Source organism: Romboutsia lituseburensis DSM 797, assembly GCF_900103615.1.
Classification (GTDB): Bacteria; Bacillota; Clostridia; order Peptostreptococcales; family Peptostreptococcaceae; genus Romboutsia_F; species Romboutsia_F lituseburensis.
Map to the genome: position 1 here is coordinate 168,386 of NZ_FNGW01000001.1, position 23,688 is coordinate 192,073.

The following is a 23,688-nucleotide window of genomic DNA, read 5'->3' on the forward strand; positions in this document are numbered from 1 at the left end:
TTTTACGATAACTAAATATATAAGTTCTTAGTTTTTTAGTGCAAAATAAAGCTTAAATAATGTAGATTTTTTATTAAAATAAATATATATATTACAACTTAAAAGAATTATACACGCTTCGATTATTTTAAACAACATACTTAATTTTAGTTGTAAAATTTCCAATTTTTTCTTTTTTTAAAATTTTAGAATTATAGACAAAGTATTTTTTTTTTATTCAATTGTATTTTTTAAAGCTGTATGGTCCTAATACCAACTTCTCCATAATTAATTTTACATTTAGTACTTTTCTCTTTAACTAAGATATCTTCTATGCTATCTTAGCTATTATCTATATATTATTTTAATGTATATTTCAATTTTTAATTATGTATAACTTTATGTATCTCAATACTTTTTATCAAAATTTTGATACCCTAATATGTATATCTATTCAATTTCAAAATTTTGTGCAAAATAGATAATTTATAGACTAATACTAATGTTTGTTCTATTTACATTATTTTTTAATTTCTCAAAAATAATATAAATAAATTCCATATTAACTTGCCTATTAGAACCTTAAAATTCAGGTTCTATAGTATACTTTTTCTTTACTACAAATTAATAATATAGGTAGTATAAAGTATACTATAGTACAGTATCTATACATCTCTACACATATTAAAATTTAATATATATTTTTATATGTGAGGTGATAATATGAAAAAATGGGAAGAACCAAAATTAAGTACACTGAGTTTAGATTCTACTAAGGGACATATCTGCCATAGAAGTGGAGGAGAATGTCCAGATTATACTAATGGATTTCATTCACGTAATGGTCATTCAGATCCTAATTGGAATGATGGACATTTTCACACGCACTGTTGTGTTAGCTAATTTAAATTTTTAGTACATAGTATATCTATATTGTATTGTTAAGTTCAATGTTAATTTATCATTTCAGTCATAATCTAAAAATCAATGTGATATATATGTAATATAGAGATATAAATATATCACATTGATTAAGGGGGATTTGGTTATGAAAGGGGTAAATAAATATACAATTTTCTTTGCACTATTTGGTTTTTTAGGTTTTAAGGAGTTAAATGGTGATCCACTAGGGCTTTTATATTTTGGGTTCTTTGGCAATTTATCTGTGTATTGGTGGTGTAAGCTAGGAACTTATGAAGATGAGAGATTAATTTCTAATAAACAGAGAGCCGGTTGTATAGCATTTTACATAGGATTTTTATTAGCAGTTGTGGCAAGTGTATTAATTAGACTATATACAGTAGATTTATTAATGCTTTATAGACTACAAGTATTAATAGTAGCACTTACTTTTGCAATATCAATGAATTTATGGGCATTTTTAACTTATAAATTTGATACAGGTAACTAAAAATTATGGCAAAGTTTATTAGTAATCTAAAAAAATATCGTCAATTTAATGAATTGACTCAAGAAGAATTAGCTAATAAGGTTAATGTTAGAAGAGAAACTATAGCTCGCTTAGAAAATGCTAAATATAATCCTTCTCTTGAATTAGCTGTTAGAATTTCAAAGGAGTTAAATACACCTCTTGAAGAATTATTTATATTCGAATTTTAATTTGTTAATAGAGTTAAATATACAAGTTGTACATGAAAATATGTGTTTTTATGTACAGCTTTTTTATTTAATAAGCAATTTGATAAGTTGTATAATATTAAAATTCTAAAGCCATTATATATTGCACATTAAAGGTTATTTCTATAGTATTATATGTAAATAGCAATATGAGAAAGATATATTTTTATATGAAGCTATGGGAGGACAATAATGATAAATAAAAAAATTTTAATTATGACTATAGTTACTGTGGTAATAGTGATTACAGGTATTATAGGAGTATCTGGCTATGTTATTAACAATTATGCTGGTAATTATCAGAAAAGCATCTATGAAAATGATTCTAAGATAATAGAAAAATCAGATAGTTATTCTTACTTTAATCAAGTTCGTAGTAATATTGACGGAACTTTAAAATCAAAGTTTAAATTTACTGGTATGGATACTATTTATAATCTAAATACAAAAGACGGTGGTACTATAAGCATAAACTATAATGCCAATATTATATCAGGTAAGTTTAAATTAGTCTTAATAAATCCAGATGATGAAGTAACAACCATTGTAGAAGGTACAGGTAAGGGAACTAAAAAAATCTCACTTGGTAAAGGAGAAAGTCGATTAAAATTAGTTGGTAAAAACGCTAAGGGTGATATTAAACTTAGCATTGATGCTAAAGATGATATAGAAATAGAATATCTAGATAACTAAACAATATAATTTATTTAATAAAAAGTCGTATTCGAAAATGAATCCATATTTTCGTATACGACTTTTTAATGTTATACATTAATAACCACGTATAATAGCTCCCTCTCCCCCAACTAAGCACTCAACAATTTCATCAAGTTCTACATTTAATTTACATACAATCTCACAAGCCTTGTTCATAGCTTCACCTTGAATAAATACAAGTTTGTTTAAATCTCTGCCTTCTAACTTTTTCATCTTATACAAATAGCTACACAACGCCCCATTAGAAGTCCCTGTTGCACATTCTTCATCTATACCATATAAAGGAGCAAAGTTTCTACAATGAGCTACATACGTATCATTTTCACTTATACAAAATACGTGATATCCAACAACATCATATTTTTTAGATATATTAGTCACAAGATCTTTACATAGTGATATTTTATTTAAAACTTCAATGTTTTTTACTGGTATTAATATATCCCTAAGTCCTGTAGATACAATTTGAATTGGCATAGTATCATCTAAATCATCTTTATTTATATTAAGAGATTTCAGTATTTCTTCGTCTTGTATAACCTCATAGAACTTAGCTTTTTCTTGTTCCATAAAAACATCCTTTTTATCTATGTACACTTTTAAAATTCCAGCTTTAGTCTCTTGAGTTAATACCCCTTTTTCAATAATTTCTAAATTTCTAAGTAAAGTAAATGTAGCTATTGTAGCATGTCCACACAAATCTACTTCTTCTGTTGGTGTAAAAAATCTAACTTTAAAATTAGCTTTATCACTTTGTTGTACAAAAGCTGTTTCTGATAAATTTATTTCTTTAGCTATATTTTGCATATCTTCAACACTTAAATTTTCACAATTTAAAACTACACCTGCACCATTTCCACCAGTACCTTCTTTAGTAAATGCATTTACTATGTATTTTTTTAAACTCATAGTAACTATCCCCCTTATATACTTATTCTTTCTTATACCTACTTTTCATCAGTGTAAAATATGTTTTATATCATATTATCTAATCTATCTAATACGTCAATGTACCTTTGATCTTCTTTTACAAAATCATAAGTATCTTCAGTTATTATTTTTTTAATATTAGATAACATATATTCTTTTGAGTGAACACCTTTAAACAACTCTAATTCATCAAATAATAAATGATTTTTTAAATCATACTCCTTATTAGAACTCTCAACTATTTTTTTTACGTATTGTATAGTTTTTTCAATGTCTTTTTCTTTTGTATATATCCCTAACCTCATTATACAACTACTTGCACCATATATATCTTCTAAATCAAATGCTTTTATTATATTGTCCTTTATATCTAATATAGATTTTGCTTTTATGTTATCTTTTTCTTTATTGGATATAACTACATAATTATCTAAGCAATTTATAATATTGCTTACTCTTTTATAAGTTAATGTTTTTAAAATTTCTTTAGCTTTATCTAGCTTGTCTTGATTTATATATAATCCTATCAACATATCATCTCTATCAGTATTTACCTTTGGTAAGGTTAATAAAACCTCTTCAGCTTTGTCAAATTGATTATCCATTGTGTATAACGAACTTAATATAAATTTTGATGTTTCACTAATTTCTTGTTCTTCACTATTTGATGATTCTTCTAAAAGACTTATTGCCTTTTTCAAAATTTTTTTAGCTTCTTTCTCGCTATTAGCACTTCCAATAGACATCATATATAATGAACCCATTCTAAACTTCAAAAACAAATTATTTTGGTATTCTCTCAAATACTTTTCACACCTACTTATTGCATTTTCAACAGTATCTTTTTCAAATAAAGTAGCACATTCTCTAACCAGTTCCATAACTTTATCATTTGAAATTTCCATTTCATAATTTAGAAGTTTATCTATAGTAGTATTGAAAAATCTAGCTATTAACGGTAGCATCGTAATATCTGGGTATGTACTTTTGTTTTCCCATTTAGAAACTGCCGCTACTGAAACTCCTAATGCATTCGCTAGTTTTTCTTGTGTAATACCTTTTTCTTTTCTTAATTTATTTATAACCTCGCCAATATATAATTCCATTAATATCTCCCTGAATTCTCTTAATTTATAAGATTTTATACTATAATTATACATTTATGCTAATCAAGTAACAATGGACATGTAGTTAAGTATTTTATTAAATTTATTAACCATTAGTTAATAAATTTAATTCTTAGTTAATATAGTTTATTTACTCTAAAGGTTTATACTCTAATTTATTTTTAAAAACAAAATACCCACTATATAACAAATCGTTACACAGGGGGTATATTTTTAATAAAAATCTACAATCTAACCATTTACAATTTCTCCACCATTTATATGTATAGTTTGCCCTGTAATATATGATGCTTCATTACTAGCTAAAAATACATATGCACCTGCGCATTCTACAGGTTGACCCGCTCTTTTCATAGGAGTATTATTTCCAAACTTAGAAACCTTTTGTTCATCAAAACTAGAAGGTATAAGTGGTGTCCATATAGGTCCAGGTGCTACAGCATTAACTCTTATACCCTTAGTTGCAAGTTGCATTGACAAAGATCTTGTAAATGCTGTCATAGCTCCTTTAGTCATAGAATAATCTATTAAAGTTTCATGTCCATGATAAGCAACAACAGATGTAGTGTTTATTATGCAGTCTCCACATTTTAAATGATTAATTGCTGCCTTTGTTAAATAAAATGCTCCATAAACATTAGTTTTGAAAGTTTTATCAAATTGTTCATCCGTTATGTCTATTAAATTTTGTTTTTCATATTGTACTGCTGAATTATTAACTACTATATTTATTTGTTTATATTCATCTAATGTAGTTTGAACAGCTTTTTTACAAAATTCACTTTCTCTTATATCACCTTTAATTAAAATACATTTTCTACCTTCATCTTCTACTTTATGTTTTGTAATTTTAGCATCTTCATCTTCATTGTAATAAATTATACTTACATCACAACCAGATTTAGCAAAAGCAAGAGCAACCGCTCTTCCAATTCCACTATCTCCGCCAGATATTATAGCTACTTTATCTTTTAATTTATCATTTGGTTTATTATATAGAGGATTATCATATATTGGATTTGGAGTCATTTCATATTCAAATCCAGGCTGGTGATTTTGATGTTGCTTTGGAAATTCTGTTGGAAAAACCATAATTCAATTACTCCTTTTTCTAAGTTTTAGTTTCTTAATTATGGTTTCCACACTATATTAAATTATCCATTCATGAATATATTTAAAGTTTAAAAATGCAAACTGCAAATAAAGCAATTGACGATAATGCCATAAAAATTAAAGATACCCCTGCTCTCTTTTTTCTCGATTCCATTACTGATTTATCTGCTTCACTCATAGAAGATGGATACTTTCTTCTTCCTATCAGGTATATCAGTAAACCACCTCCTGTATTACCACTTAATGAAAAAACTCCCCAAAGTTTCGGATGTTTAAACCCTCTACTTATAGCATCTAATTCTGTCATTTTATAAACTTGATAAGTAAGAGTTGTTGCTCCTAATATCATAATAAAAGCTAATACAATTAAATACCAGCTCATATAAATCCCCTCCTTAAAATTTCTTTATTATTTGGTAAAATAGCACTGTTGTGCTCAATACACCAATAGATGCAGTTCCAATAATCAAATAATTATTTTTCGATATAATACTATTGAATAATATAAATAAAATCATTAATAATACATTCACTCCAATAGCCATTAATAGTTTTTTATTGCTACTTACTATATTTGTACTTTCCTCTAAATGTTTTATCATATTGGAATCTCCTTTCAGTAATTCATCCAAACTAATATTATATAGGTCACTCAATTTTATTACACTTATGATATCTGGATAAGATTTTTCATTTTCCCAATTTGATATAGTCTGTCTAGAAACTTGTATTTCCTCCGCTACTTTTTCTTGTGTTAACTTAGAATCTATCCTTGCTTTTTTTAATTTACTCCCAACCTCCATAACACTTCTCCTTTCTCTATCATCTTGTCATATTTAACTTAGTTAGTCTATCAAACCTCTTTTACATGACACTTTTTTCTATGTCAAAATAATTTGACATGGCTATTTTTCAACGTTTCATTTATCCTTTAATTATATCAGATTAAATTTTTTCTAAAATCTATATTTATAAAATCAATTAATTATTTTACCATAATTTGTAAATTATTATTTTCTATGTAATAATGTAAATGGCATTTAATGTAATATAATTCAAAAGGTGGGGAATTTATGAAAAAGAAAATAATGATAGGGATTATGCTAGGGGCAAGCATATTCTCACTATCGGGATGTAGCTCAACTAAAAACACAGAGGTAAGCATATTAGCTACTACTGATTTGCATGGTTATTTGCCATATGAGTTAACTTCATATATAAAAAATGAAAAAGCCAAGGATAAAAATACTCTTTTAGTAGATGCAGGGGATTTTTTTGATTTGGGTAAAAGTGGTTCTCCTATGGACAAATATTTCGATACAAAATGGAGTGATGATGCGTACAATAATAAAAAGTATTTAGAAGTGCCTATTGCCAAGGAAATGAAAGAAGTAGGATATGATACTGTGGTTCTTGGAAATCATGAATTTATAAAAAATAATAAATTTCAACTAGACAATCTAGTAAAAGATTTTAAGAAACAAGATATTGATATTCTATCAGCAAATACATATAAGAAAGACGGAAAAAACTACGTAGACCCTTATCTAATAAAAGATATTTCTGCACCAGATGGAAATGTTAAGGTTGGAATACTAGGTCTAACTATCCAAGAAGTTGGTCAAACTTATGATGAATCGTCAAGTGGACAAGCAAAAGCAACATCTGAAGGATTAAAAGATTTCCAAGGATACAATGGTGAGTTATATATGACAGACTTAATTAAAGAAGCTAATAAATGGGTCACTGTTATGCAAAAGGAAAATCCAGATATTATTTTAGCTGTTGTACATTCAGGCGAAGAAAGTGATATAAATAAATATCCTGGAAATAGAATAAAAGAGCTTGCAAAAGAAATAAATGGAATAGATGCTATTGTAGCAGGACACACTCACAAGGAAATACCTCAGCATACTTACAAAAACAAATCAGGTAAAAAAGTTATAGTTACTCAACCAGGTAAATACGGAGAATGTATATCTAAAATTAATTTCGAGTTAGAAAAGAATAATAACAAATGGAATATTGTTGACAAATCCAGTGATTTAACTAAGTTTGAAAAAAGTAAAGAAGATAAAAATTTTGATGCCTTTAAGAGTAGTATTCAGGATTTTATAGAAAAAGAATTAAAATCAGATAAGATGAAAGAAACTATTCATTTAAGCGATATAACTCCTTTTGATTGGGATAAAGTTTATGTTTTTGAACCAAAAACTTCATCGGAAGCTATATATAAAACTATTGGATATAAGTGGCAAGATATAAAGCCAGCTAATGATGAAGATATGCTTCAAATTGTATTTATGAAAAATGACAAGGTTGTATGCCATTTTTGTGGATATAGCAAATATTTATCACTTTATTTAAATTTTGATAAATCAGAGTATAAAAATAGTGTAGTAACTATGTATCCAAAAGATAATGATAAGTTTAAAATTAAAATTGATGGATTATGGCTCACTGCTTATTTAACTCATACAAACTAATTAAAAGTAGGATCAATCCTACTTTTAATTAGTTATTTATTTTCATGAAAATATTCATATGCATATTCTTCCAGCTCACCGCATTCTGATATTAAGTGATCATCTTCATCATACACTTTATAAGTTTGTTGAACATTTCCTATCGATGCTTCTCCATCTAATCCTAACAAAATTGTATAAAAAGTATCTATAAGAACTGTGTCAATAATACTTTTCATTTTTTCCATTTGCTCTTGATTTAGGCCAAGCTTCTGTATTTCACACCCAACTTGTGTATTATTCATTTTTTCAAAATACAATTTCAATGTTTCATCTTTTTCTATATAAAATAATTCTACAAATTCCTTTGCTGTCATAATTCACCTCAATCTAAAACTTCACTTTAGTTTTTATATTTAAACAGTTAACTTTCTCTTTAATCTTGAACCCAGCGTATTCATCTTTGTCTATAGATTTTTTATAATATTCATTCCAATAACTCGCTATTCTATCTCCAGTTATCTTTATAAAATCCTTATTACTACTAATAAACTCTCTGAAATCGTCTGCATCAATTAATTCTATATTCATATTTATGTCTCTAAGAATTTCTTCAACATACTCTCCTGCTAATTGTAATATGTAGGGAATCATCCATTTTTCAATACTCCCTTTAGTAAATATCTGCCTTAATCTCTTTTGTCTTACATACCCATTGTGGTGACGAGTAAAAAAGCAATTTAATATTTGCCTTTGAAGATATGTCATTTTTGTTTCTTCAATTTCATTAGGTTCCTCACAATATATTCTTGAAGGAATATGTATTGTTTCTTCATCTATTTGAATATCAAAAGTATCAATAGTGCATAGTTCAGTATTAAAGTATATAATTTCAAAAACTACTTTAATATGATTCTCTAACTTTTTTGGAAAAGCATCTAAAAGTATTTTTATATCTTTGTTCATGTTTGTTCCTCCAGTAATGTTATTATATTATACATTATAATCATTTTTTTTCCAATAATAGTACTTTTATGATGCTATAAAATAAATTATTATTTTAGTGAATATCCTGTAATCTTATTAATAAATAGCTATTTAGGTAAGAAATCGTACTATTAACTCACAATCCATTGAAATCTAATTGGTGATAATTTATAATGTAATACTAAGTATTTTTAGTAAAATATTACAATATTAAAGAAAGGTAACAACATGGCTAAAATTTCAATTATAATAACAACAGTTCTAACAATTTTATTACCTATATTTCTTAATTTAAAAAACGAGCAATTTGTTAACAGTTTCATTGCCATATACTTGATAAATTGGTTCTTATGTTTAATTACTATAGGTGTTACTACTATTGTTAGGTTAAAAAGTTTAAACAGTATAGATTTTAAAAGTCGAATTATTAATTTTACAAAGTATTTTATAGGCTACTTCTTATTTCCAAGTCTATTTTTTATAATTTTTGACTATGATAGTTTTGATATAGTTCGTATTATAGCAATATCTTTTGGTATGTCATTTGGAACTAATTTTTTTGATTTATTATTTAAAAAAACTAAAAATAAGAATTTATTCTAAGTTAATAAAAAAATCAGCTACCCCTTTTGCAAGATAGCTGATTTTCTTTATATTAATTAACAATTAGTCTATTTTTTTGTTTAACATATATCCTAAAGCAAACATCCTCAATTAATGAATATATACTACTTGTTATAAAATATAACCCTATGGCTACAGGAGTCCTAAGTGTTAATACAAAACTCATTATAACTGTAGATATGACCATTTGTTTGCTAAAGGCTACTTGAGTGCTTGCCTTAAAGTATGGTATAAAACTTATTAAACTTGGAGCTAACATAGTTAATGTATATATACAAGGTATTATAAATAAATTATCAGATACATTTAAACTACTTATCCATGGAATTAATACACTTGTTGAGCCTTGTGGCATATTTAAAAATGTATTATATAAAGCATAAACTACAGGCATTTGTAGTAAAAGCGTTGAACATCCTAACATACTTTTCATGCTTTCTACTGAATGTTTTTGCAGTTGCTTTTCAAGTTCTTTGGCATTATTTTTATATTTTTCTTTTATATGATTCATCTTTTCTGCCAAATCTTGTTGTTTTCTCATAGCAAATTTTTGTCTTAAAGATAACGGCATTAATAGCAACTTTACTATTAAAGTTATGATCACTATAGCAACACCTAAATCTCCTGTAAAACTGAATAATGTATTTAATAAATCTTGTAATATATTTGAAATGAAATTCATTTTATTTTCTCCTTTAATTTTTAAATTTTAGTCATAAAATGTTCATTTCAATTAAAATAAGCTACAGTATCTCCAAACATCATATTTCTGAAAACTAAAGTACTGTCGTGGCTCTAGTATTTCAGAATACTTAAATCTATTTAGAAATATATTTTTTATTAAAATATATTCAATTTGATGAGATATACTTTTTTTACAAAAACAAGCTAGACATCCAATTATGGATATTAAAAACGTCATATAGATTAATATGTACCATATGCTATCTACGTCTAACTTCATTCGTTCACCTCATTAGAATTTTTATAAGTATTAATATAAGTATAGTATATAGAGCTTGTACTGTAAATATTTATAAACATTATTCTTGTCTATTATTGCACTCTTTCCTTATCTATAATTATATTGATCATCTCTCCAGTACTTAAGTCAAATTCAACTTCATACCCGCCTCTAACATCTGCACCATATTGATTTTTACCAGTATAAGATCCTCTTACTATAAACTTAGTCATATCCTCACTATATTCAGAGTTTATAGTTCTAATTTTTTTTATTGTAGAAATAATACTTTCTCTAGCATATGTTTTTGCTAAACTTTCATATTTCTTTCCTAGCTCTTTTTCCTCATATTTTTTAATAGCTTCTTCTCTATCTTTATTAAATCTAGCTATTTCATCCTCAGTTATATTGTGTTTTTCTATTTCCTCTTCAGTTAACATACCTGCATCTTCAATATCTTTACCATTTTTTTGATCTTTGTTAAATCTTGATTTAGCATTTAATATACTAGCTCTTTCATCCTCTTTTTTCTTTTCTTCTTGTTCCTTTAGTTTTTGCTCTTCTAAAATAGCTTCTTGCTTTTGCTGTTGTCTTAATTTTTCATCATATTCATCTGATGCTTTTTTAAAAGTAATTGGAACTACTATTAATAAAACTACAGATAAAATTACAGCAATTATGTTTTTTGCCTCTTTAAAGAAATCACTCATATTATCATATTTCTCTTTAGCCTTAAAAAGGTAGCTCACTACAAATCCACTAGCTAATAACCATAATACAAATAATCCTAATGATATAGCTGCTGAAATTAAAAGCAACATCATCAAGAATTTAAATAATTTTTTCATTTTACATCCTCCATTTTTACTTAGCTTAAAATATTGCATTATATATTGTATCATGAAATCGATTATTTTGTAGAAATTTGTAGTTTTTTCTGTAATTTACCAGTGTATTATATATTTTTTAGAATCAATTAATTATTTTATATACATATAAGATAATTAATTATAAATACTATATTAAAATAAATAAAAATAACTCTATCTTATATAATGCATCACACTATATGAGATAGAGTTATCTTTGTTTTATCACTAGTACTTTTAACTATTATATGAATAATAATCTGTATGTTCTTCTTCATATCTTTTGTTATACAATTCTTCAATAAATTTTAATTCATCGTCTGTTATTGAGCTCTTTAAATACCTTTGTTCTTTTCCTTTTGATGTAAATAAATATAAAGTTTTATCCTTCCAGATTATTACTTCAAATGGGTAATAATTTTTCGATACATCATTTGTATCCGCACTTGATGCTAGCCAAAAATGAACTTCTTTATTTGGATTAGCTTCACTTCTTTCATATTCGTTATGTGTAATTGACTTAAAATCTTTATTATTTAGTATCTCGGTTATCTGTTTAACTAATTTAGAATCTCTTTCTATTATAGTAATTTCCTCACAAAGTGTGAAAATTGGAGATTTTATAGTTTCTTCTCTTTTCCACTTTGTGGCATCTAAAACATAAAAAGAATCTGGTGCTTTAAATACACTATCAAATGGTTCTAATGATGTTTCAATAAGTTTGCCATTATGTGAGATCATACCATAATATATAATAAATATAATTACTAATAATGCTATAGGTATTGCTAATAATACCAATATTGATTTTAATGTGATCTTTCCAATTTTTTTATTCATATCTTATAACCTTTCTAAAACAATGTATATTAATATATTGTCAAACTTATATATAAAATATTAGGATAATTTTCAAATCTAAATAGGAGTGCACTAGATTTGTTCAAAACAAATCTATATACACTCCTATTTCACATTACACTTTACAACACCAATTGCACGTCCTATAATCCTAGCTTCATCAGCACTTACTACTATAGGTTCATAATTTATATTTTCAGGTAATAATATTAATTTATTTCCTTGTACTTCAAACTTTTTAAGGGTAGCATGACCATCTACTTCTACAGCTACGATACTTCTTTTGTTAAGATTGTTATCCTTTTTTATAACAACATAATCTCCATCATCAATTCCTGCATCTATCATACTATCTCCCTTAACTTTAAGCATAAATAAATCTTTATTTGACCTAATCACATCATGTGGAATATAGAAATATTCTTCATATTCTTCATTCATATATATTGGTAATCCTGCTGATATCTCACTTAATAGTGGTAACTTTAAAGAATCTACTTCTTCACCTGTAAGAGATGATATTACACACTTGTTTAATGATGTATCTTTTTCAAATAAATATTCTTTATAATTCTCTATCCCTACATACTTATACTTTTCTATACAATCGTACACATTGTAATTTTGTGTATTTTTTTTAATTTTTTGTTTTTTATTAAGTACTTCAAATGTAAGTTGCTCTTGTTTAGTTTTTGACCCTTTTTTCTTCATATTATATCCACCTTTTCTTTTTCAATTGAAAGTTTAGATAAATTCTTTTTATTTTATATTATACAATATATTTTTACTCAAATCTATTAGTTATGTAAGTCTCTTTTTTATATTTTAAATTTACCTTTTTTTATTATATTTTAAACACTTTTTTCTAGTAATGTCTTTATTTTGTAAAACTTTTAACCTAATAAAGAATATATCTTAACAAAAATGTAAAAAATATACTTTAGTTATTTTGTTAGGAGGTTACCATGGAAAATAATAAAAAATTTTCTTTAATAATTACACTTAGTATACTTTCTATATTGGCAATTTTAGCAATTAGTACTAAATATATTAATGAATCTACTACAATTGAAACTTACTCAAATACAAGCCAAAAAAGTAGTGAAAGTTTAAATAGGTTGATGAAAGGAAATGAAAAATTTATTTATGCATCTTATAATAGTTCTCCTATTGATAGCTCACTTAGAAAATCATTATATCAAAATGGTCAAAAGCCGTACGCTGTTATTCTAACTTGTTCTGACTCTAGAGTTGTGCCTGAAGATATATTTTATACAGGATTAGGCGAGTTGTTTGTTATTCGTGTAGCTGGTAATGTTATAGATGATTCTGTATTGGGGAGCCTTGAGTACGCTGTTGAGGATTTAAAGATCCCCCTAGTAGTCGTTATGGGTCATCAAAAATGCGGAGCTGTATACGCAGCTAAAAATATTAATGAGCTTAGTGGGTCTTTAGCAAAGACTATACAAAAAATTGTACCTAGCTTTGAAAAATCTAAAGCTTTAGGTGGTAGTGACAATGAAGTGGGTGAAAGAGCTATAAATTTTAATATTGAAAATTCAGTTAATACTATAAAAGAAAATAAAGTTGTAAAAAAACATATATCCGATAATTCGGTTATGATTATAGGTGCAAATTATAATTTAGAAACTGGTAAAGTAATGTTATTAGGCAAATAAAAATAACTGTATCATTGTATTTTCAATATACTTTGATACAGTTATAAGGTAATTTATTTTTCCAGTATTTTAATAAAACAATTTATTATACTTCTAATCTCTTTTCATTAACTATTTTCCCTAATTTTAATTTTACACATATAACACCTATAATATCTGCTAAAGCCCAACCAATTGGAATAGACCACCATATACCGCTAGCTCCTAGCTTTGTTTCCGATAATACATATGCTAAAACAACTCTAGTTCCAAGTGATGCTATAGTTAGTATTATAGATATATTTAATAATCCTATCCCCCTAAATAACCCATAAAACATAAATAAAAATCCAATTAATACATAAAAAATTGCTACTACTGAAATATACTCTACTCCTAAAGCTATTACTTCAGTTTCATTTTTATTTATAAATAAAAGCATTATATCTTTTGAAAATATAATTATTAAGGATGATGTGATTACGCAAAATATAATTATCACTTTAATGGAACTTCTTATTCCATCTTTTATTCTATCTATTTTTCCTGCGCCTTTATTTTGAGCAACAAATGTAGAAAATGCATTGCCAAAATCCTGTACAGGCATATATGCAATAGAGTCAACTTTAACCCCTGCAGCAAATGCCGCCATAACAGTTGCTCCAAATGTATTTACTAATCCTTGCACTATGAGTATTCCAAAGTTCATAATCGACTGTTGTATTGATGTTAATACAGAGTATCTAATAACTTCTTTAAATATATTTTTGCTTATTTTTATATCACACTTGGATATTTTTATAAAATCAATTTTTCTATACACATATATACTACTCAATATAGCAGAAACTGATTGTGCTATTACTGTAGCTATAGCAACACCTTCTACTCCTAAATTAAGTTTCAAGACAAATACTAAATCTAATATTATATTTATTAGAGATGCTATTATTAAAAAGTATAATGGTCTTTTTGAATCTCCGATAGATCTTAATAATGCAGTTGATAAGTTATATATAAACGTAAATATTAATCCTAATATAATTATTATTAAGTACTTCATTGAATCACTAGCTAATTCAGCAGGCATATTAAATAACTCTAGTATTTTATTTATCCCAAAAATAGAAATAATAATTATAAATATCGTAGCTCCACCTATAAATATTATTGAGGTAATTATAGTTTCTTTAAACTTATCCATTTCCTTTGATCCATAATACTGAGCAAGCATAATCCCTACACCCATAGTCAACCCTATTATTATAGAATTTAAAAATACTACAATAGCAAATGATGACCCTACAGCTGCCAAGGCATTTGCTCCTATGAATTTCCCAACTATTATACTGTCTACTAAGTTATAAATTTGTTGAAATATATTACCTATAATCATAGGTAATGCAAACTTTAAAATAGACTTATTACAATCTCCATTAGTCATATCTATCATATATAAATCTCCCCTATACATATGTAGTCTTTTGAATCTATAATAAACTATATTCTTTATACTGTTTAACATGAAAGTATATTAATTTTTATAAAAAAAGCATCTCAATTAATCAAATTTTAATTTTGAGATACTCTTTTTTATTGTTTTACTTATTAAACATATAATTTTTTAATTAGATGTATTTTTTAATGTATCTGATTTTCCAAGAATTAGTGACATTGAGTCTTCATCATTTTTTATCTTCCATTCTTTATCAACCTTAGTTAAATTAATCTTACCTTTTCTAGTCTCTATCTTACCACTTTTAACTTTCTCTAAAATAGTATTACTCATATCATCTGACTTTACCTCAACTCCATTAAAAGCATTAGCTAAGCTTTCTTGTAAAAGCTCCATTGTTATATTTGCAAAATTAGGTCCAGTTAATTCTACATCTACTGAAGCCTTATCATCTTTTATTTCTTCTTTTAGTACCTTTACATCTATCTTAGACATATATTCGTTTAACGCCTCTTCCATTTTAGGATTTTTATTTTCTTCACTTTTTTTATTTTTTCCCATATTTTCAAAGACATATTTTTCTAAATCAGAATTCTCCCCTTTTTTAACTTCCTTAAAGTATATATCTACAACCTCACTAGGACTTTTACTCCCACATCCTGTTAGTACAACCATAGATATTAATATCATTACCATTAATTTTAGTTTGTTTTTCATATGATTTCCCCTCATTATAAGTTATTTTTATTGCGATTGTCGTACATATCTATTGTACTAGCTTAAATCTATGATTTATCATATTTTTACGCACATTAAAAATAATACAATATATTGCATGTCGAAGTTTATCAAAATCTCTGACTTTATATTTTTTAGAATCTACAATTCACTTGAAAGTATGAGAAAAACAAAGGGATTAACAATAACTTTTTAAAATTATTTTTATTTATAAACATAAAAAAAGAAGTAAAACCTTACTTCTAGTCAACTCCTTTTTATACTTATACAATTAATTTAATTCTATAAAATCTATTTATTTTTAGAATTTATACAGCTTTTATTTATATTGTTATTTTTTTTACCTTCTTTTGAACCATGTGTATATCCAATAACATCAAAATGCTTTGCAAATTCATTAACATATTCTTCATAGTGTTTACACCTTGATCTTAAGCAGCTTGATAAATGTATTGTATCTACATCTGCTTTTTGAAGCTTCTCTATTTTTACATTTAAATTTTCTAATGGTTTTTCATCACATCCATTACAAGTATTTACTGCTACTAACTTACAACCTTCATCTTCATATATACTAAAAGAATCTTCTACTTCATTAAAAGCTCTTAAGCATCCATTTGCTGTACATCTTTTAGAAACTTCACCACATATATATATTGCAACTTTTTTCATAAAACCTACCTCCTATTTATATTGTCTAAATCTTAATATTGTCTTTTTATATAATACACTATTTTTACTAAATTCAACCAGATCAAATAATGTTAGAAATCTAAAAGTTTTAATTTTTACTATTAATGTGTTCATTGATTTATCAGAATATGTTAATATATTATAGTTAGGAGGAGTGGGATTTTGAAAAAATTATATTTACTATTATCGATGCTTATTTTCACAACACTATTAATAGGATGTAGTAATGCAAATTTGAATACTAAAGTTACAATAAATAAAGAAAGTAAAAATGAAAGTGTACTTGATGTAGGAGTTGATTATCATATAGAATCTTTAGAAAAAGCAAAATATGATATTCAAATTTATGCCAAAGAATATAATTATGGTAAACTTAAAGAAAGTCACGATTTACTACAAATACAAAGTATGGTTAAAAATAAAACCAGGGATTTATCTATTGGTTTACATGAAAGTGATGGGAATTTGCAAGTTAATATAACACAAGTTGGAGTAGAAGATTCATCTTTAGGCTTTTTATTAGATTTCTTCAGTAAATCTGAAAATGGACTTGCCCTTTCTATATTAGATAATAAAAAAGAGGTTCAGTTAGATAAAGAGTTACCTATAGTAGTATATAGTACAAATAAAAAAGGTGTAACTACAGAAAGTATAAATCTAGATAAAGATTTTAAAATTGGTAAAAATGAAAACGATTTAGTTATATACTTAAAAATGAATAAATTAAAATAAATTAAAAATAATGATAGTTCGCAATAATTGTGTTCTATCATTATTTTTATAAATTAATAGCTTACTTCCCAAGTTATTATCCCTAATGTATTTTCACTTTCTTCTATAAATAAATCATTTTTCATATTCCTTTTAACAAAGTCTTTTATTTTACTTCTAATATTATTATCTAAATATTTATTGTATCTATTTTCAAGCTTTTCTATTGCTTCTTTTTCATACATTTTATATATCCAACTACTAGATGAATAAAAAATCTTAGGTTCATAACCACTAAAGTATAATATATTAAAAGGATAAATTACATTACTGATATCACTTCGCTTTATTTTATAACCGATTATTTCTTCATCTGCTTTTTTTATTATTTCATTCTTGTACTTGCCATTTGTTGATATATAGCAACAATATGATTTTGATGCTTCATTCATCTTTAATAAACTTTCAAAATTATAGCATCCCGGGTTTAAGCTAGAAATAACAAAATCATATTTTTTACTCATATTTTCACATACTAAATCTATATTATTCCAATCCTTATTTAATATCTCTATATTTTCTATCTTTTGATCATTTATTTTGTTTTGCAATACATTAAGCATTCCATCTGAATAATCAAGTGCATATACTTTTTTACAAATCCCACTTAGAGGTATAGTGTATGCTCCTGTTCCACATCCAATATCTAAAACTATACTCTCTTCATTTATATATCCTAATCTTTCAAGGTTACTTATTACTTCGTCTATTCGTTCATACCCAACTGCTTCATCATAAGTCTTTGATGACTTATTCCAGATTTCTATATTTTTATCTTTAGTATTTTTGCTTAATACGTAGTCTTTACCTTCTTCTTCCCATTTTTCTTTCCAATAAGCTAAATTTTCCATGGTATTTTCCCCCTTGCAAATACTTTATACAAAAACTATATATAAGTATTGAAATACAAAAAAGGCCAGAGACTTAAAGTCTTCTGACCTGTTAAGATATTTTCAAATATCTTAATTTCAATAAAAGTGTATCATATTAAATTTCATATTTCAACAATCTTTTTATAGTTTTTATTAACTATCTGAAATTTAATATAATTATAGTATCTATTTTAGATTTTATCCGCTTTAATACGTAATCATATATTTAAGATTATTTTAAATACTCTTCTATTTTATATGGCTCAAAAGGTTTATTTTTATATAAAATAGCATTTGTGGGACATCTGTGTATGCACTTTTCACAGCCTATACATTTATTATAAAAAGTAATATCTCTATCATTCATTGTTATATTTTTTGTAGGACATTCATTTTCACAGATTTTACAATTTATACATTTATCTTTATCAACTGAAAATTTTCTCTTAGCATATTTTTTAGCATAAATTAAAAACATATCATATATTAATTTCATACTTTTGCTTTGTTTGTTATAGGCTATCTCACTCCTGTTTTCTGCTAAAAAATCTTTAACTATTTTATCAACTTTACTTGGAGCCTCTTCTAATGCTTCTTTTATAACTTCATCGCTATCTCTTTTAAAAATAACATGATAATAGTTATTAGGCATTTTTATAGAGGCATTTATAATTACATCGTATCCTTTTTCTTTCATAATCTTTGCCAAATCAACTCTATATTTCTTATGTCCATCATCTGCTAGTGTATAGTATGTAATACATTTTTTATTTGATGTAGGCACGTTTTTGCTAATCCAATCCATTAAAATCTTTGGAGACTTTTCAACATGTATCGGTGAGCCTATTATATAAAAATCGTAATCTTTTTTTATACTATTTTCTTTTTGTATGTCTATTAACTCTATATTTACATTTTCGTCTTTAAATCTCTCTTTAAATAGTTTAGCTATATACTTTGTGTTTCCTGTACCAGAAAAAAATACTACAGCTCCTGTATTTAACATATTATATAACACATCCTTATGAAAATTTTATCTATAAACTATTCTTATGGATTTAAACAAACTCCGTTATTATCAAATTTATAATCTTTACCATTTATATAATAATGTGTATTTGATAGCATTTGTCCACCCTGAACTAAATAATACCATTTTCCATTATCATTTATCCATGAATTGGTTTTTATAGTTCCATCTCCATTCCCATAGAAATATTTATCGTAACCGTCTTTATAAGATCTTTTAATCCAACCTTTCTTTTCTATCATAGCTCCGCTTTTATCAAAAATATAGTATTTTCCATTTATTTGCTCCGAAACATTTTTAATCATAATCCCATCTTTATTTAAATAATACCACTTATTATTGTCTTTCACCCAGGTACTTGTTTTTAAAGTTCCATCTTTATTTCCATATACATAAATATTTTTGATTACAAAATTTCCATCCCCATAAGTATCTTCATCTAAAACGCCACATACCTCATCACTATATGTTATTTCTTTAGTTTTTATCCATCCATTTTTCTCTATCATAGCTCCATTAGCATCAAGTGCATACATTTTGCCATCGTATACAATTTGATTTGCAAGCATGACCCCCTCAGGATTAAAGTAATACCACTTACCATTATCTTTTACCCAATCATTTTTCTTTACTGTTCCATCTCCATTTGAATAAAAGTAACTTTCACCATAATTATTTATTATATTTTTATCTTCCATAGCTTTTATCCAGCCTTTTGATTCTACCATTGCTCCACTTTTACCAAATACATATATTCTTTCACCTATTTGTTTTGATTCATATGAAATCATTACTCCATTTTCATCAAAGTAATACCATCTTCCATTATCTCTCAACCAATTTTGTTTTATTTTTTCATTATTTTCATAAAAATTCCAATTATTATTTTCCTGCACCCAACCATAATTTATTGTACTAGAATGCTTTGCTATGTTTTGATCTAATTGATTTTGCTTATCTGTATTGTCTGCATTTGCAAAAGATATAGCCCCCATTGATATAACAACACTTATAAGCGCTGTAGTACTTATTTTATTTAGTTTCATTTTTCTCTCTCCCTATATTTTAAACTCACTATTTATTATATACTTTTTATTAACCGCGATTTGTGCTAATTAAAATAACAAATACTTAAATATGAAACTTTAGCCTATCTTAGGTTGACAGCTCTATTTATATTTATTTTTCTTTCTTAATCCATTTTAACGCATTTTTAAGTTTTACTGGATTACCATACATCAGTGTAGCCATTCTGTATATCTTAGAGCTACCCATTCCTACTAGTACTGTTGATACAATTAGTATTAATGAAGATATTATAAACTCTATAGATGTAACTGACCCTGATCCAACCCTTGCTATCATAGTCATTGGAGATGCAAATGGTATATATGAACAAACTTTCATTAAAGTGCTATTCCCATTTGATAAACCAAATATACTAATAATAAATGCGACTATAAATATCATCATTACAGGACCAACACTTGTTCCTATTTCCTCTGTCTTTGATACTAAAGCTCCTAATGTTGCAAATATAAATGAATAGAATATATATCCTAATATTCCAAATATGGCAAATGTCAATATTAATTCTGATGGAATCTTAAATATATTATCCAACACTCCATTCCACACCTTACCATTTAACTTGTATGATATAAGGCCTGATGACATGATTACTGCAACTTGGGCTATACTTGCTATTGCTCCAGCAATAACTTTACCAAAAATCAAATTATTAGTGTTTGTACTCGTCACTAATACTTCAATTGCTCTATTACTTTTTTCAGCGGTTACACTCATAGCAATTAATTGACCATACATTATAATCATCATATAAAGTGCAAAAATTAGTATGTACGCATACATATAGTTATTTGCACTATCTTTTCCTAATATTTCAATATTAGAAACTATAGATGTATTGTATATTGAGTTCACCTTATCAAAATCTATTCCTTCATTAGAAGTTTTATATTTTACATATTCATTTTTTAAAAATTCATTAAACTGTTCTTCATTTACATCATTAAGGCTAGTATTTTGAACGATATAGTTATATTCAGTTAAGTTTTTAACATTAAACCCTGCCTCTACATTTTCATCTTCCACTAGCTTTTTTAACTCATCTTGACTTTTTACTACTTTCCAATTTGAATTTGGAAAATAAGTCTTTAATGTATCCTTATTTGATATAGCATTATTTTGATCATATATTGCTAAATTAGATTTTTCTTCATCTACAATATCTTCAGCTTTAGTCTTATTTTGATCTTCATCAAATAGTATTGATGACATATCTACAAAGTTCGGTATAGACAGCCCTATTATAATTAATAATGAAATTATCACAGTACTTATTATAAATGACTTCTTTTTGAAATAGTTTCCCAGTTCAAATTTTAATACAGTAAAAAATTGTCTCATTATTTTTCACCAACTTTCTTTACAAATATATCTGCTAAATCTGGTTCATATATCGCAAATTTTTCTATGTCTATATTTTCATTTATTAAAGTTTGTAAAAGTTGATTTTTTGTTTTACTATCAATTAACTCTACAATTAAATAATTCTTTTTAACTTCATTTACGATTACTAAATCACTAAACTTAGTATCAATTATATTCTTTAATTCATCTATTGTTATGTCATTAGCACTTAAGATAAGTCTATCTTTTCCAAATTCTTTTTTAATATTTTTAAGATTTCCACTTAGTACTATTTCACCTTTATTTATTATAGCTATCTCTTCACAAAATTCTTCAACATAACTCATTTGATGGCTAGAAAATATAACTAATTTATTTTGTGTTATTAATTCTTTAACAGTATCTTTAAGTATTTGTGCATTAATTGGGTCTAATCCACTAAATGGTTCATCTAATATAACTATTTCAGGATTACATACTAAAGTTTGAGCTAACTGAACTTTTTGCTGATTTCCTTTTGATAAACTATCTAGTGTTTTATTTGAATACTCATCTACCCCTAATTTTTCAAGCCACATCTTTGTATTTTGCTTTGCATTCTTTGATGATAATCCTCTTAACTCTGCTAAATAAACTATTTGCTCTGCAACCTTCTTTTTAGGATATAATCCTCTCTCTTCAGGTAAATATCCGATTTGATAATTTCTTGGTTTAAACTTCTTTCCATCAAGTAATATTTCACCTGAATTAGCTTTAAATACATCCATTAATATACGAATTGTTGTTGTTTTACCAGCTCCATTTTTCCCTAATAATCCAAGGGCCTTCCCACTTTCAACTGAAAAAGATATTCCATGTAATACTTCATTTTCTGAAAAACTTTTTCTTAAATTTTTCACTTCTAGTTTCATATTAACTCCCCCCTCTTGACTTGAAATTTATACATATTCATGAAAACTATAAAAGTCTCACTTCACTAAAACTACTTGAAACTTAAATAAATCTATATTAAGTTTTAGATTTATTATATAGTTATTTACAAAGCAGTTAAGCCACATATTAAGTTAGCATATGTTTTTAGAAATTAAAATATAATGAGCCTGAATAGTTGTTTTTAGGGTATGAATAGTAAACGACAAAAAAATAACTGGAGATAGATATACCTCCAGTTACTTATTTTAATTAATATATTATATTATTTTAAAGCATTTAATACAGCTTCATAATTAGGTTCTTCAGTTATTTCTTGTAAATATTCTACATATACAACTTTATTATTTTCATCAACAACAAATACTGCTCTTGATAATAATCCTAATTCATTGATATAAACTCCATAGTTTTTACCAAATTCTCTATCTTTGTAATCAGACACTGTTTTTACATTTTCTATACCAGCTGCTCCACACCATCTAGCTTGTGCAAATGGTAAATCCATTGATATTGTGTAAACTTCAACATTACTTAATTTTGATGCTTCTGTATTAAACTTTCTAACTTCCATATCACATACTGGTGTATCTATTGATGGTACAGATAAAAATACTCTTTTTCCTTTTGTATCATTTAAAGATACAGGATTTAAATCATTACCTACTGCTGTAAAGTTTGGTGCAGTATCTCCTACTTTTACTTGAGTTCCTTCTAAAGTTAATGGCGCTCCTTGGAATGTTACTTTCATATCTATATACCTCCTATGTAATCTATATTGATCACTAATTATTCTTAACGTTTGTAATATATTGATACCCACAGTTAAAAAA

26 protein-coding genes are annotated in these 23,688 nt (G+C 26.1%); 6 read left to right on the forward strand and 20 right to left on the reverse strand.

The window, feature by feature from the left end; translation table 11 throughout:
* Positions 1-1,027: 1,027 nt before the first annotated feature.
* From BLP75_RS00760 to BLP75_RS00770, 3 genes are all read left to right on the forward strand, one after another.
* Positions 1,028-1,390: a DUF3796 domain-containing protein gene (locus BLP75_RS00760; protein WP_092721909.1), complete on the forward strand. Its 363-nt coding sequence runs from the start codon at positions 1,028-1,030 to the stop codon at positions 1,388-1,390.
* A 5-nt stretch (positions 1,391-1,395) separates the two neighbouring features.
* Positions 1,396-1,599, forward strand: coding sequence for a helix-turn-helix transcriptional regulator (locus BLP75_RS00765; protein ID WP_092721911.1), 204 nt, complete (start codon positions 1,396-1,398; stop codon positions 1,597-1,599).
* Positions 1,600-1,809: 210 nt separating this feature from the next.
* Positions 1,810-2,310, forward strand: coding sequence for a hypothetical protein (locus BLP75_RS00770; protein ID WP_092721913.1), 501 nt, complete (start codon positions 1,810-1,812; stop codon positions 2,308-2,310).
* Positions 2,311-2,388: 78 nt separating this feature from the next.
* On the opposite strand, the gene BLP75_RS00775 is transcribed toward BLP75_RS00770, so the two are convergent.
* The 5 genes from BLP75_RS00775 to BLP75_RS00795 form a co-directional block, all read right to left on the reverse strand.
* Entirely contained in the window at positions 2,389-3,243 is an 855-nt protein-coding gene (locus BLP75_RS00775) for a PhzF family phenazine biosynthesis protein (RefSeq protein ID WP_092721915.1), read from the reverse strand.
* Positions 3,244-3,308: 65 nt separating this feature from the next.
* On the reverse strand, positions 3,309-4,370 hold the full coding sequence (locus BLP75_RS00780; protein WP_170139096.1) for a helix-turn-helix domain-containing protein: 1,062 nt from the start codon (positions 4,368-4,370) through the stop codon (positions 3,309-3,311).
* A gap of 252 nt (positions 4,371-4,622) precedes the next feature.
* Complete coding sequence (locus tag BLP75_RS00785) at positions 4,623-5,483, reverse strand: SDR family oxidoreductase (protein WP_092721919.1); 861 nt, start codon at positions 5,481-5,483, stop codon at positions 4,623-4,625.
* An 82-nt stretch (positions 5,484-5,565) separates the two neighbouring features.
* Positions 5,566-5,886, reverse strand: a complete 321-nt coding sequence (locus BLP75_RS00790) for a hypothetical protein (protein ID WP_092721921.1) — start codon at positions 5,884-5,886, stop codon at positions 5,566-5,568.
* Positions 5,887-5,899: 13 nt separating this feature from the next.
* Positions 5,900-6,307: a helix-turn-helix domain-containing protein gene (locus BLP75_RS00795; RefSeq protein ID WP_092721923.1), complete on the reverse strand. Its 408-nt coding sequence runs from the start codon at positions 6,305-6,307 to the stop codon at positions 5,900-5,902.
* 270 nt (positions 6,308-6,577) lie between these two features.
* On the opposite strand from BLP75_RS00795, the gene BLP75_RS00800 reads away from it, so the two are divergent.
* Entirely contained in the window at positions 6,578-7,990 is a 1,413-nt protein-coding gene (locus tag BLP75_RS00800) for a bifunctional metallophosphatase/5'-nucleotidase (RefSeq protein ID WP_092721925.1), read from the forward strand.
* A 32-nt stretch (positions 7,991-8,022) separates the two neighbouring features.
* Here BLP75_RS00800 and BLP75_RS00805 read toward each other — a convergent pair whose 3' ends face one another.
* The 6 genes from BLP75_RS00805 to lexA all read right to left on the reverse strand — a co-directional run bounded on the left by BLP75_RS00805 (position 8,023) and on the right by lexA (position 12,985).
* Complete coding sequence (locus tag BLP75_RS00805) at positions 8,023-8,346, reverse strand: hypothetical protein (RefSeq protein ID WP_092721927.1); 324 nt, start codon at positions 8,344-8,346, stop codon at positions 8,023-8,025.
* A gap of 13 nt (positions 8,347-8,359) precedes the next feature.
* Positions 8,360-8,935 (reverse strand): hypothetical protein, encoded by a 576-nt coding sequence (locus BLP75_RS00810; protein ID WP_092721929.1) that lies wholly within the window; start codon positions 8,933-8,935, stop codon positions 8,360-8,362.
* 676 nt (positions 8,936-9,611) lie between these two features.
* Positions 9,612-10,262 carry a YidC/Oxa1 family membrane protein insertase gene (locus BLP75_RS00820; RefSeq protein WP_092721933.1) on the reverse strand — a complete coding sequence of 217 codons (651 nt, stop codon included), beginning with the start codon at positions 10,260-10,262 and terminating at the stop codon, positions 9,612-9,614.
* 374 nt (positions 10,263-10,636) lie between these two features.
* A complete protein-coding gene (locus tag BLP75_RS00830; RefSeq protein WP_092721937.1) occupies positions 10,637-11,392 on the reverse strand; it encodes a hypothetical protein in 756 nt (251 codons plus the stop codon).
* A gap of 258 nt (positions 11,393-11,650) precedes the next feature.
* Positions 11,651-12,253, reverse strand: a complete 603-nt coding sequence (locus BLP75_RS00835) for a hypothetical protein (protein WP_092721939.1) — start codon at positions 12,251-12,253, stop codon at positions 11,651-11,653.
* Between the two features lie 126 nt (positions 12,254-12,379).
* Entirely contained in the window at positions 12,380-12,985 is a 606-nt protein-coding gene (gene lexA, locus BLP75_RS00840; protein ID WP_092721941.1) for a transcriptional repressor LexA, read from the reverse strand.
* A 254-nt stretch (positions 12,986-13,239) separates the two neighbouring features.
* Here lexA and BLP75_RS00845 point away from each other — a divergent pair, with 254 nt between their 5' ends.
* Positions 13,240-13,953: a carbonic anhydrase gene (locus tag BLP75_RS00845; RefSeq protein WP_092721943.1), complete on the forward strand. Its 714-nt coding sequence runs from the start codon at positions 13,240-13,242 to the stop codon at positions 13,951-13,953.
* Positions 13,954-14,038: 85 nt separating this feature from the next.
* Here the strand turns inward: BLP75_RS00845 and BLP75_RS00850 are convergent, their stop codons facing one another.
* From BLP75_RS00850 to BLP75_RS00860, 3 genes are all read right to left on the reverse strand, one after another.
* Positions 14,039-15,385, reverse strand: a complete 1,347-nt coding sequence (locus tag BLP75_RS00850; protein ID WP_092721945.1) for an MATE family efflux transporter — start codon at positions 15,383-15,385, stop codon at positions 14,039-14,041.
* Positions 15,386-15,556: 171 nt separating this feature from the next.
* The gene (locus BLP75_RS00855; RefSeq protein ID WP_170139095.1) at positions 15,557-16,105 is read right to left on the reverse strand and encodes a DUF4878 domain-containing protein; all 549 of its coding nucleotides are present in this window, start codon (positions 16,103-16,105) and stop codon (positions 15,557-15,559) included.
* 312 nt (positions 16,106-16,417) lie between these two features.
* Positions 16,418-16,798: a CGGC domain-containing protein gene (locus BLP75_RS00860; protein WP_092721949.1), complete on the reverse strand. Its 381-nt coding sequence runs from the start codon at positions 16,796-16,798 to the stop codon at positions 16,418-16,420.
* 183 nt (positions 16,799-16,981) lie between these two features.
* On the opposite strand from BLP75_RS00860, the gene BLP75_RS00865 reads away from it, so the two are divergent.
* Positions 16,982-17,551: a hypothetical protein gene (locus BLP75_RS00865; protein ID WP_092721951.1), complete on the forward strand. Its 570-nt coding sequence runs from the start codon at positions 16,982-16,984 to the stop codon at positions 17,549-17,551.
* A gap of 53 nt (positions 17,552-17,604) precedes the next feature.
* Here the strand turns inward: BLP75_RS00865 and BLP75_RS00870 are convergent, their stop codons facing one another.
* The 6 genes from BLP75_RS00870 to tpx form a co-directional block, all read right to left on the reverse strand.
* Positions 17,605-18,441 (reverse strand): class I SAM-dependent methyltransferase, encoded by an 837-nt coding sequence (locus BLP75_RS00870; RefSeq protein ID WP_092721953.1) that lies wholly within the window; start codon positions 18,439-18,441, stop codon positions 17,605-17,607.
* Positions 18,442-18,694: 253 nt separating this feature from the next.
* Positions 18,695-19,468 (reverse strand): EFR1 family ferrodoxin, encoded by a 774-nt coding sequence (locus BLP75_RS00875; protein WP_092721955.1) that lies wholly within the window; start codon positions 19,466-19,468, stop codon positions 18,695-18,697.
* A gap of 44 nt (positions 19,469-19,512) precedes the next feature.
* Positions 19,513-20,538 carry a PspC-like choline-binding domain-containing protein gene (locus tag BLP75_RS00880; RefSeq protein ID WP_092721957.1) on the reverse strand — a complete coding sequence of 342 codons (1,026 nt, stop codon included), beginning with the start codon at positions 20,536-20,538 and terminating at the stop codon, positions 19,513-19,515.
* Between the two features lie 133 nt (positions 20,539-20,671).
* Positions 20,672-21,922 carry an ABC transporter permease gene (locus tag BLP75_RS00885; protein WP_092721959.1) on the reverse strand — a complete coding sequence of 417 codons (1,251 nt, stop codon included), beginning with the start codon at positions 21,920-21,922 and terminating at the stop codon, positions 20,672-20,674.
* Positions 21,922-22,836 carry an ABC transporter ATP-binding protein gene (locus tag BLP75_RS00890; RefSeq protein WP_092721961.1) on the reverse strand — a complete coding sequence of 305 codons (915 nt, stop codon included), beginning with the start codon at positions 22,834-22,836 and terminating at the stop codon, positions 21,922-21,924. The genes BLP75_RS00885 and BLP75_RS00890 overlap by 1 nt, the downstream gene beginning before the upstream one ends.
* A gap of 284 nt (positions 22,837-23,120) precedes the next feature.
* Complete coding sequence (tpx, locus tag BLP75_RS00895; protein ID WP_092721963.1) at positions 23,121-23,606, reverse strand: thiol peroxidase; 486 nt, start codon at positions 23,604-23,606, stop codon at positions 23,121-23,123.
* Positions 23,607-23,688: the final 82 nt, after the last annotated feature.

Coding starts and splice junctions, on each gene's coding strand:
- BLP75_RS00760 (WP_092721909.1), top strand. CDS start 1,028: ATGAAAGGGGTAAATAAATATACAATTTTCTTTGCACTATTTGGTTTT.
- BLP75_RS00765 (WP_092721911.1), top strand. CDS start 1,396: ATGGCAAAGTTTATTAGTAATCTAAAAAAATATCGTCAATTTAATGAA.
- BLP75_RS00770 (WP_092721913.1), top strand. CDS start 1,810: ATGATAAATAAAAAAATTTTAATTATGACTATAGTTACTGTGGTAATA.
- BLP75_RS00775 (WP_092721915.1), bottom strand. CDS start 3,243: ATGAGTTTAAAAAAATACATAGTAAATGCATTTACTAAAGAAGGTACT.
- BLP75_RS00780 (WP_170139096.1), bottom strand. CDS start 4,370: ATGGAATTATATATTGGCGAGGTTATAAATAAATTAAGAAAAGAAAAA.
- BLP75_RS00785 (WP_092721919.1), bottom strand. CDS start 5,483: ATGGTTTTTCCAACAGAATTTCCAAAGCAACATCAAAATCACCAGCCT.
- BLP75_RS00790 (WP_092721921.1), bottom strand. CDS start 5,886: ATGAGCTGGTATTTAATTGTATTAGCTTTTATTATGATATTAGGAGCA.
- BLP75_RS00795 (WP_092721923.1), bottom strand. CDS start 6,307: ATGGAGGTTGGGAGTAAATTAAAAAAAGCAAGGATAGATTCTAAGTTA.
- BLP75_RS00800 (WP_092721925.1), top strand. CDS start 6,578: ATGAAAAAGAAAATAATGATAGGGATTATGCTAGGGGCAAGCATATTC.
- BLP75_RS00805 (WP_092721927.1), bottom strand. CDS start 8,346: ATGACAGCAAAGGAATTTGTAGAATTATTTTATATAGAAAAAGATGAA.
- BLP75_RS00810 (WP_092721929.1), bottom strand. CDS start 8,935: ATGAACAAAGATATAAAAATACTTTTAGATGCTTTTCCAAAAAAGTTA.
- BLP75_RS00820 (WP_092721933.1), bottom strand. CDS start 10,262: ATGAATTTCATTTCAAATATATTACAAGATTTATTAAATACATTATTC.
- BLP75_RS00830 (WP_092721937.1), bottom strand. CDS start 11,392: ATGAAAAAATTATTTAAATTCTTGATGATGTTGCTTTTAATTTCAGCA.
- BLP75_RS00835 (WP_092721939.1), bottom strand. CDS start 12,253: ATGAATAAAAAAATTGGAAAGATCACATTAAAATCAATATTGGTATTA.
- lexA (WP_092721941.1), bottom strand. CDS start 12,985: ATGAAGAAAAAAGGGTCAAAAACTAAACAAGAGCAACTTACATTTGAA.
- BLP75_RS00845 (WP_092721943.1), top strand. CDS start 13,240: ATGGAAAATAATAAAAAATTTTCTTTAATAATTACACTTAGTATACTT.
- BLP75_RS00850 (WP_092721945.1), bottom strand. CDS start 15,385: ATGATAGATATGACTAATGGAGATTGTAATAAGTCTATTTTAAAGTTT.
- BLP75_RS00855 (WP_170139095.1), bottom strand. CDS start 16,105: ATGAAAAACAAACTAAAATTAATGGTAATGATATTAATATCTATGGTT.
- BLP75_RS00860 (WP_092721949.1), bottom strand. CDS start 16,798: ATGAAAAAAGTTGCAATATATATATGTGGTGAAGTTTCTAAAAGATGT.
- BLP75_RS00870 (WP_092721953.1), bottom strand. CDS start 18,441: ATGGAAAATTTAGCTTATTGGAAAGAAAAATGGGAAGAAGAAGGTAAA.
- BLP75_RS00875 (WP_092721955.1), bottom strand. CDS start 19,468: ATGTTAAATACAGGAGCTGTAGTATTTTTTTCTGGTACAGGAAACACA.
- BLP75_RS00880 (WP_092721957.1), bottom strand. CDS start 20,538: ATGAAACTAAATAAAATAAGTACTACAGCGCTTATAAGTGTTGTTATA.
- BLP75_RS00885 (WP_092721959.1), bottom strand. CDS start 21,922: ATGAGACAATTTTTTACTGTATTAAAATTTGAACTGGGAAACTATTTC.
- BLP75_RS00890 (WP_092721961.1), bottom strand. CDS start 22,836: ATGAAACTAGAAGTGAAAAATTTAAGAAAAAGTTTTTCAGAAAATGAA.
- tpx (WP_092721963.1), bottom strand. CDS start 23,606: ATGAAAGTAACATTCCAAGGAGCGCCATTAACTTTAGAAGGAACTCAA.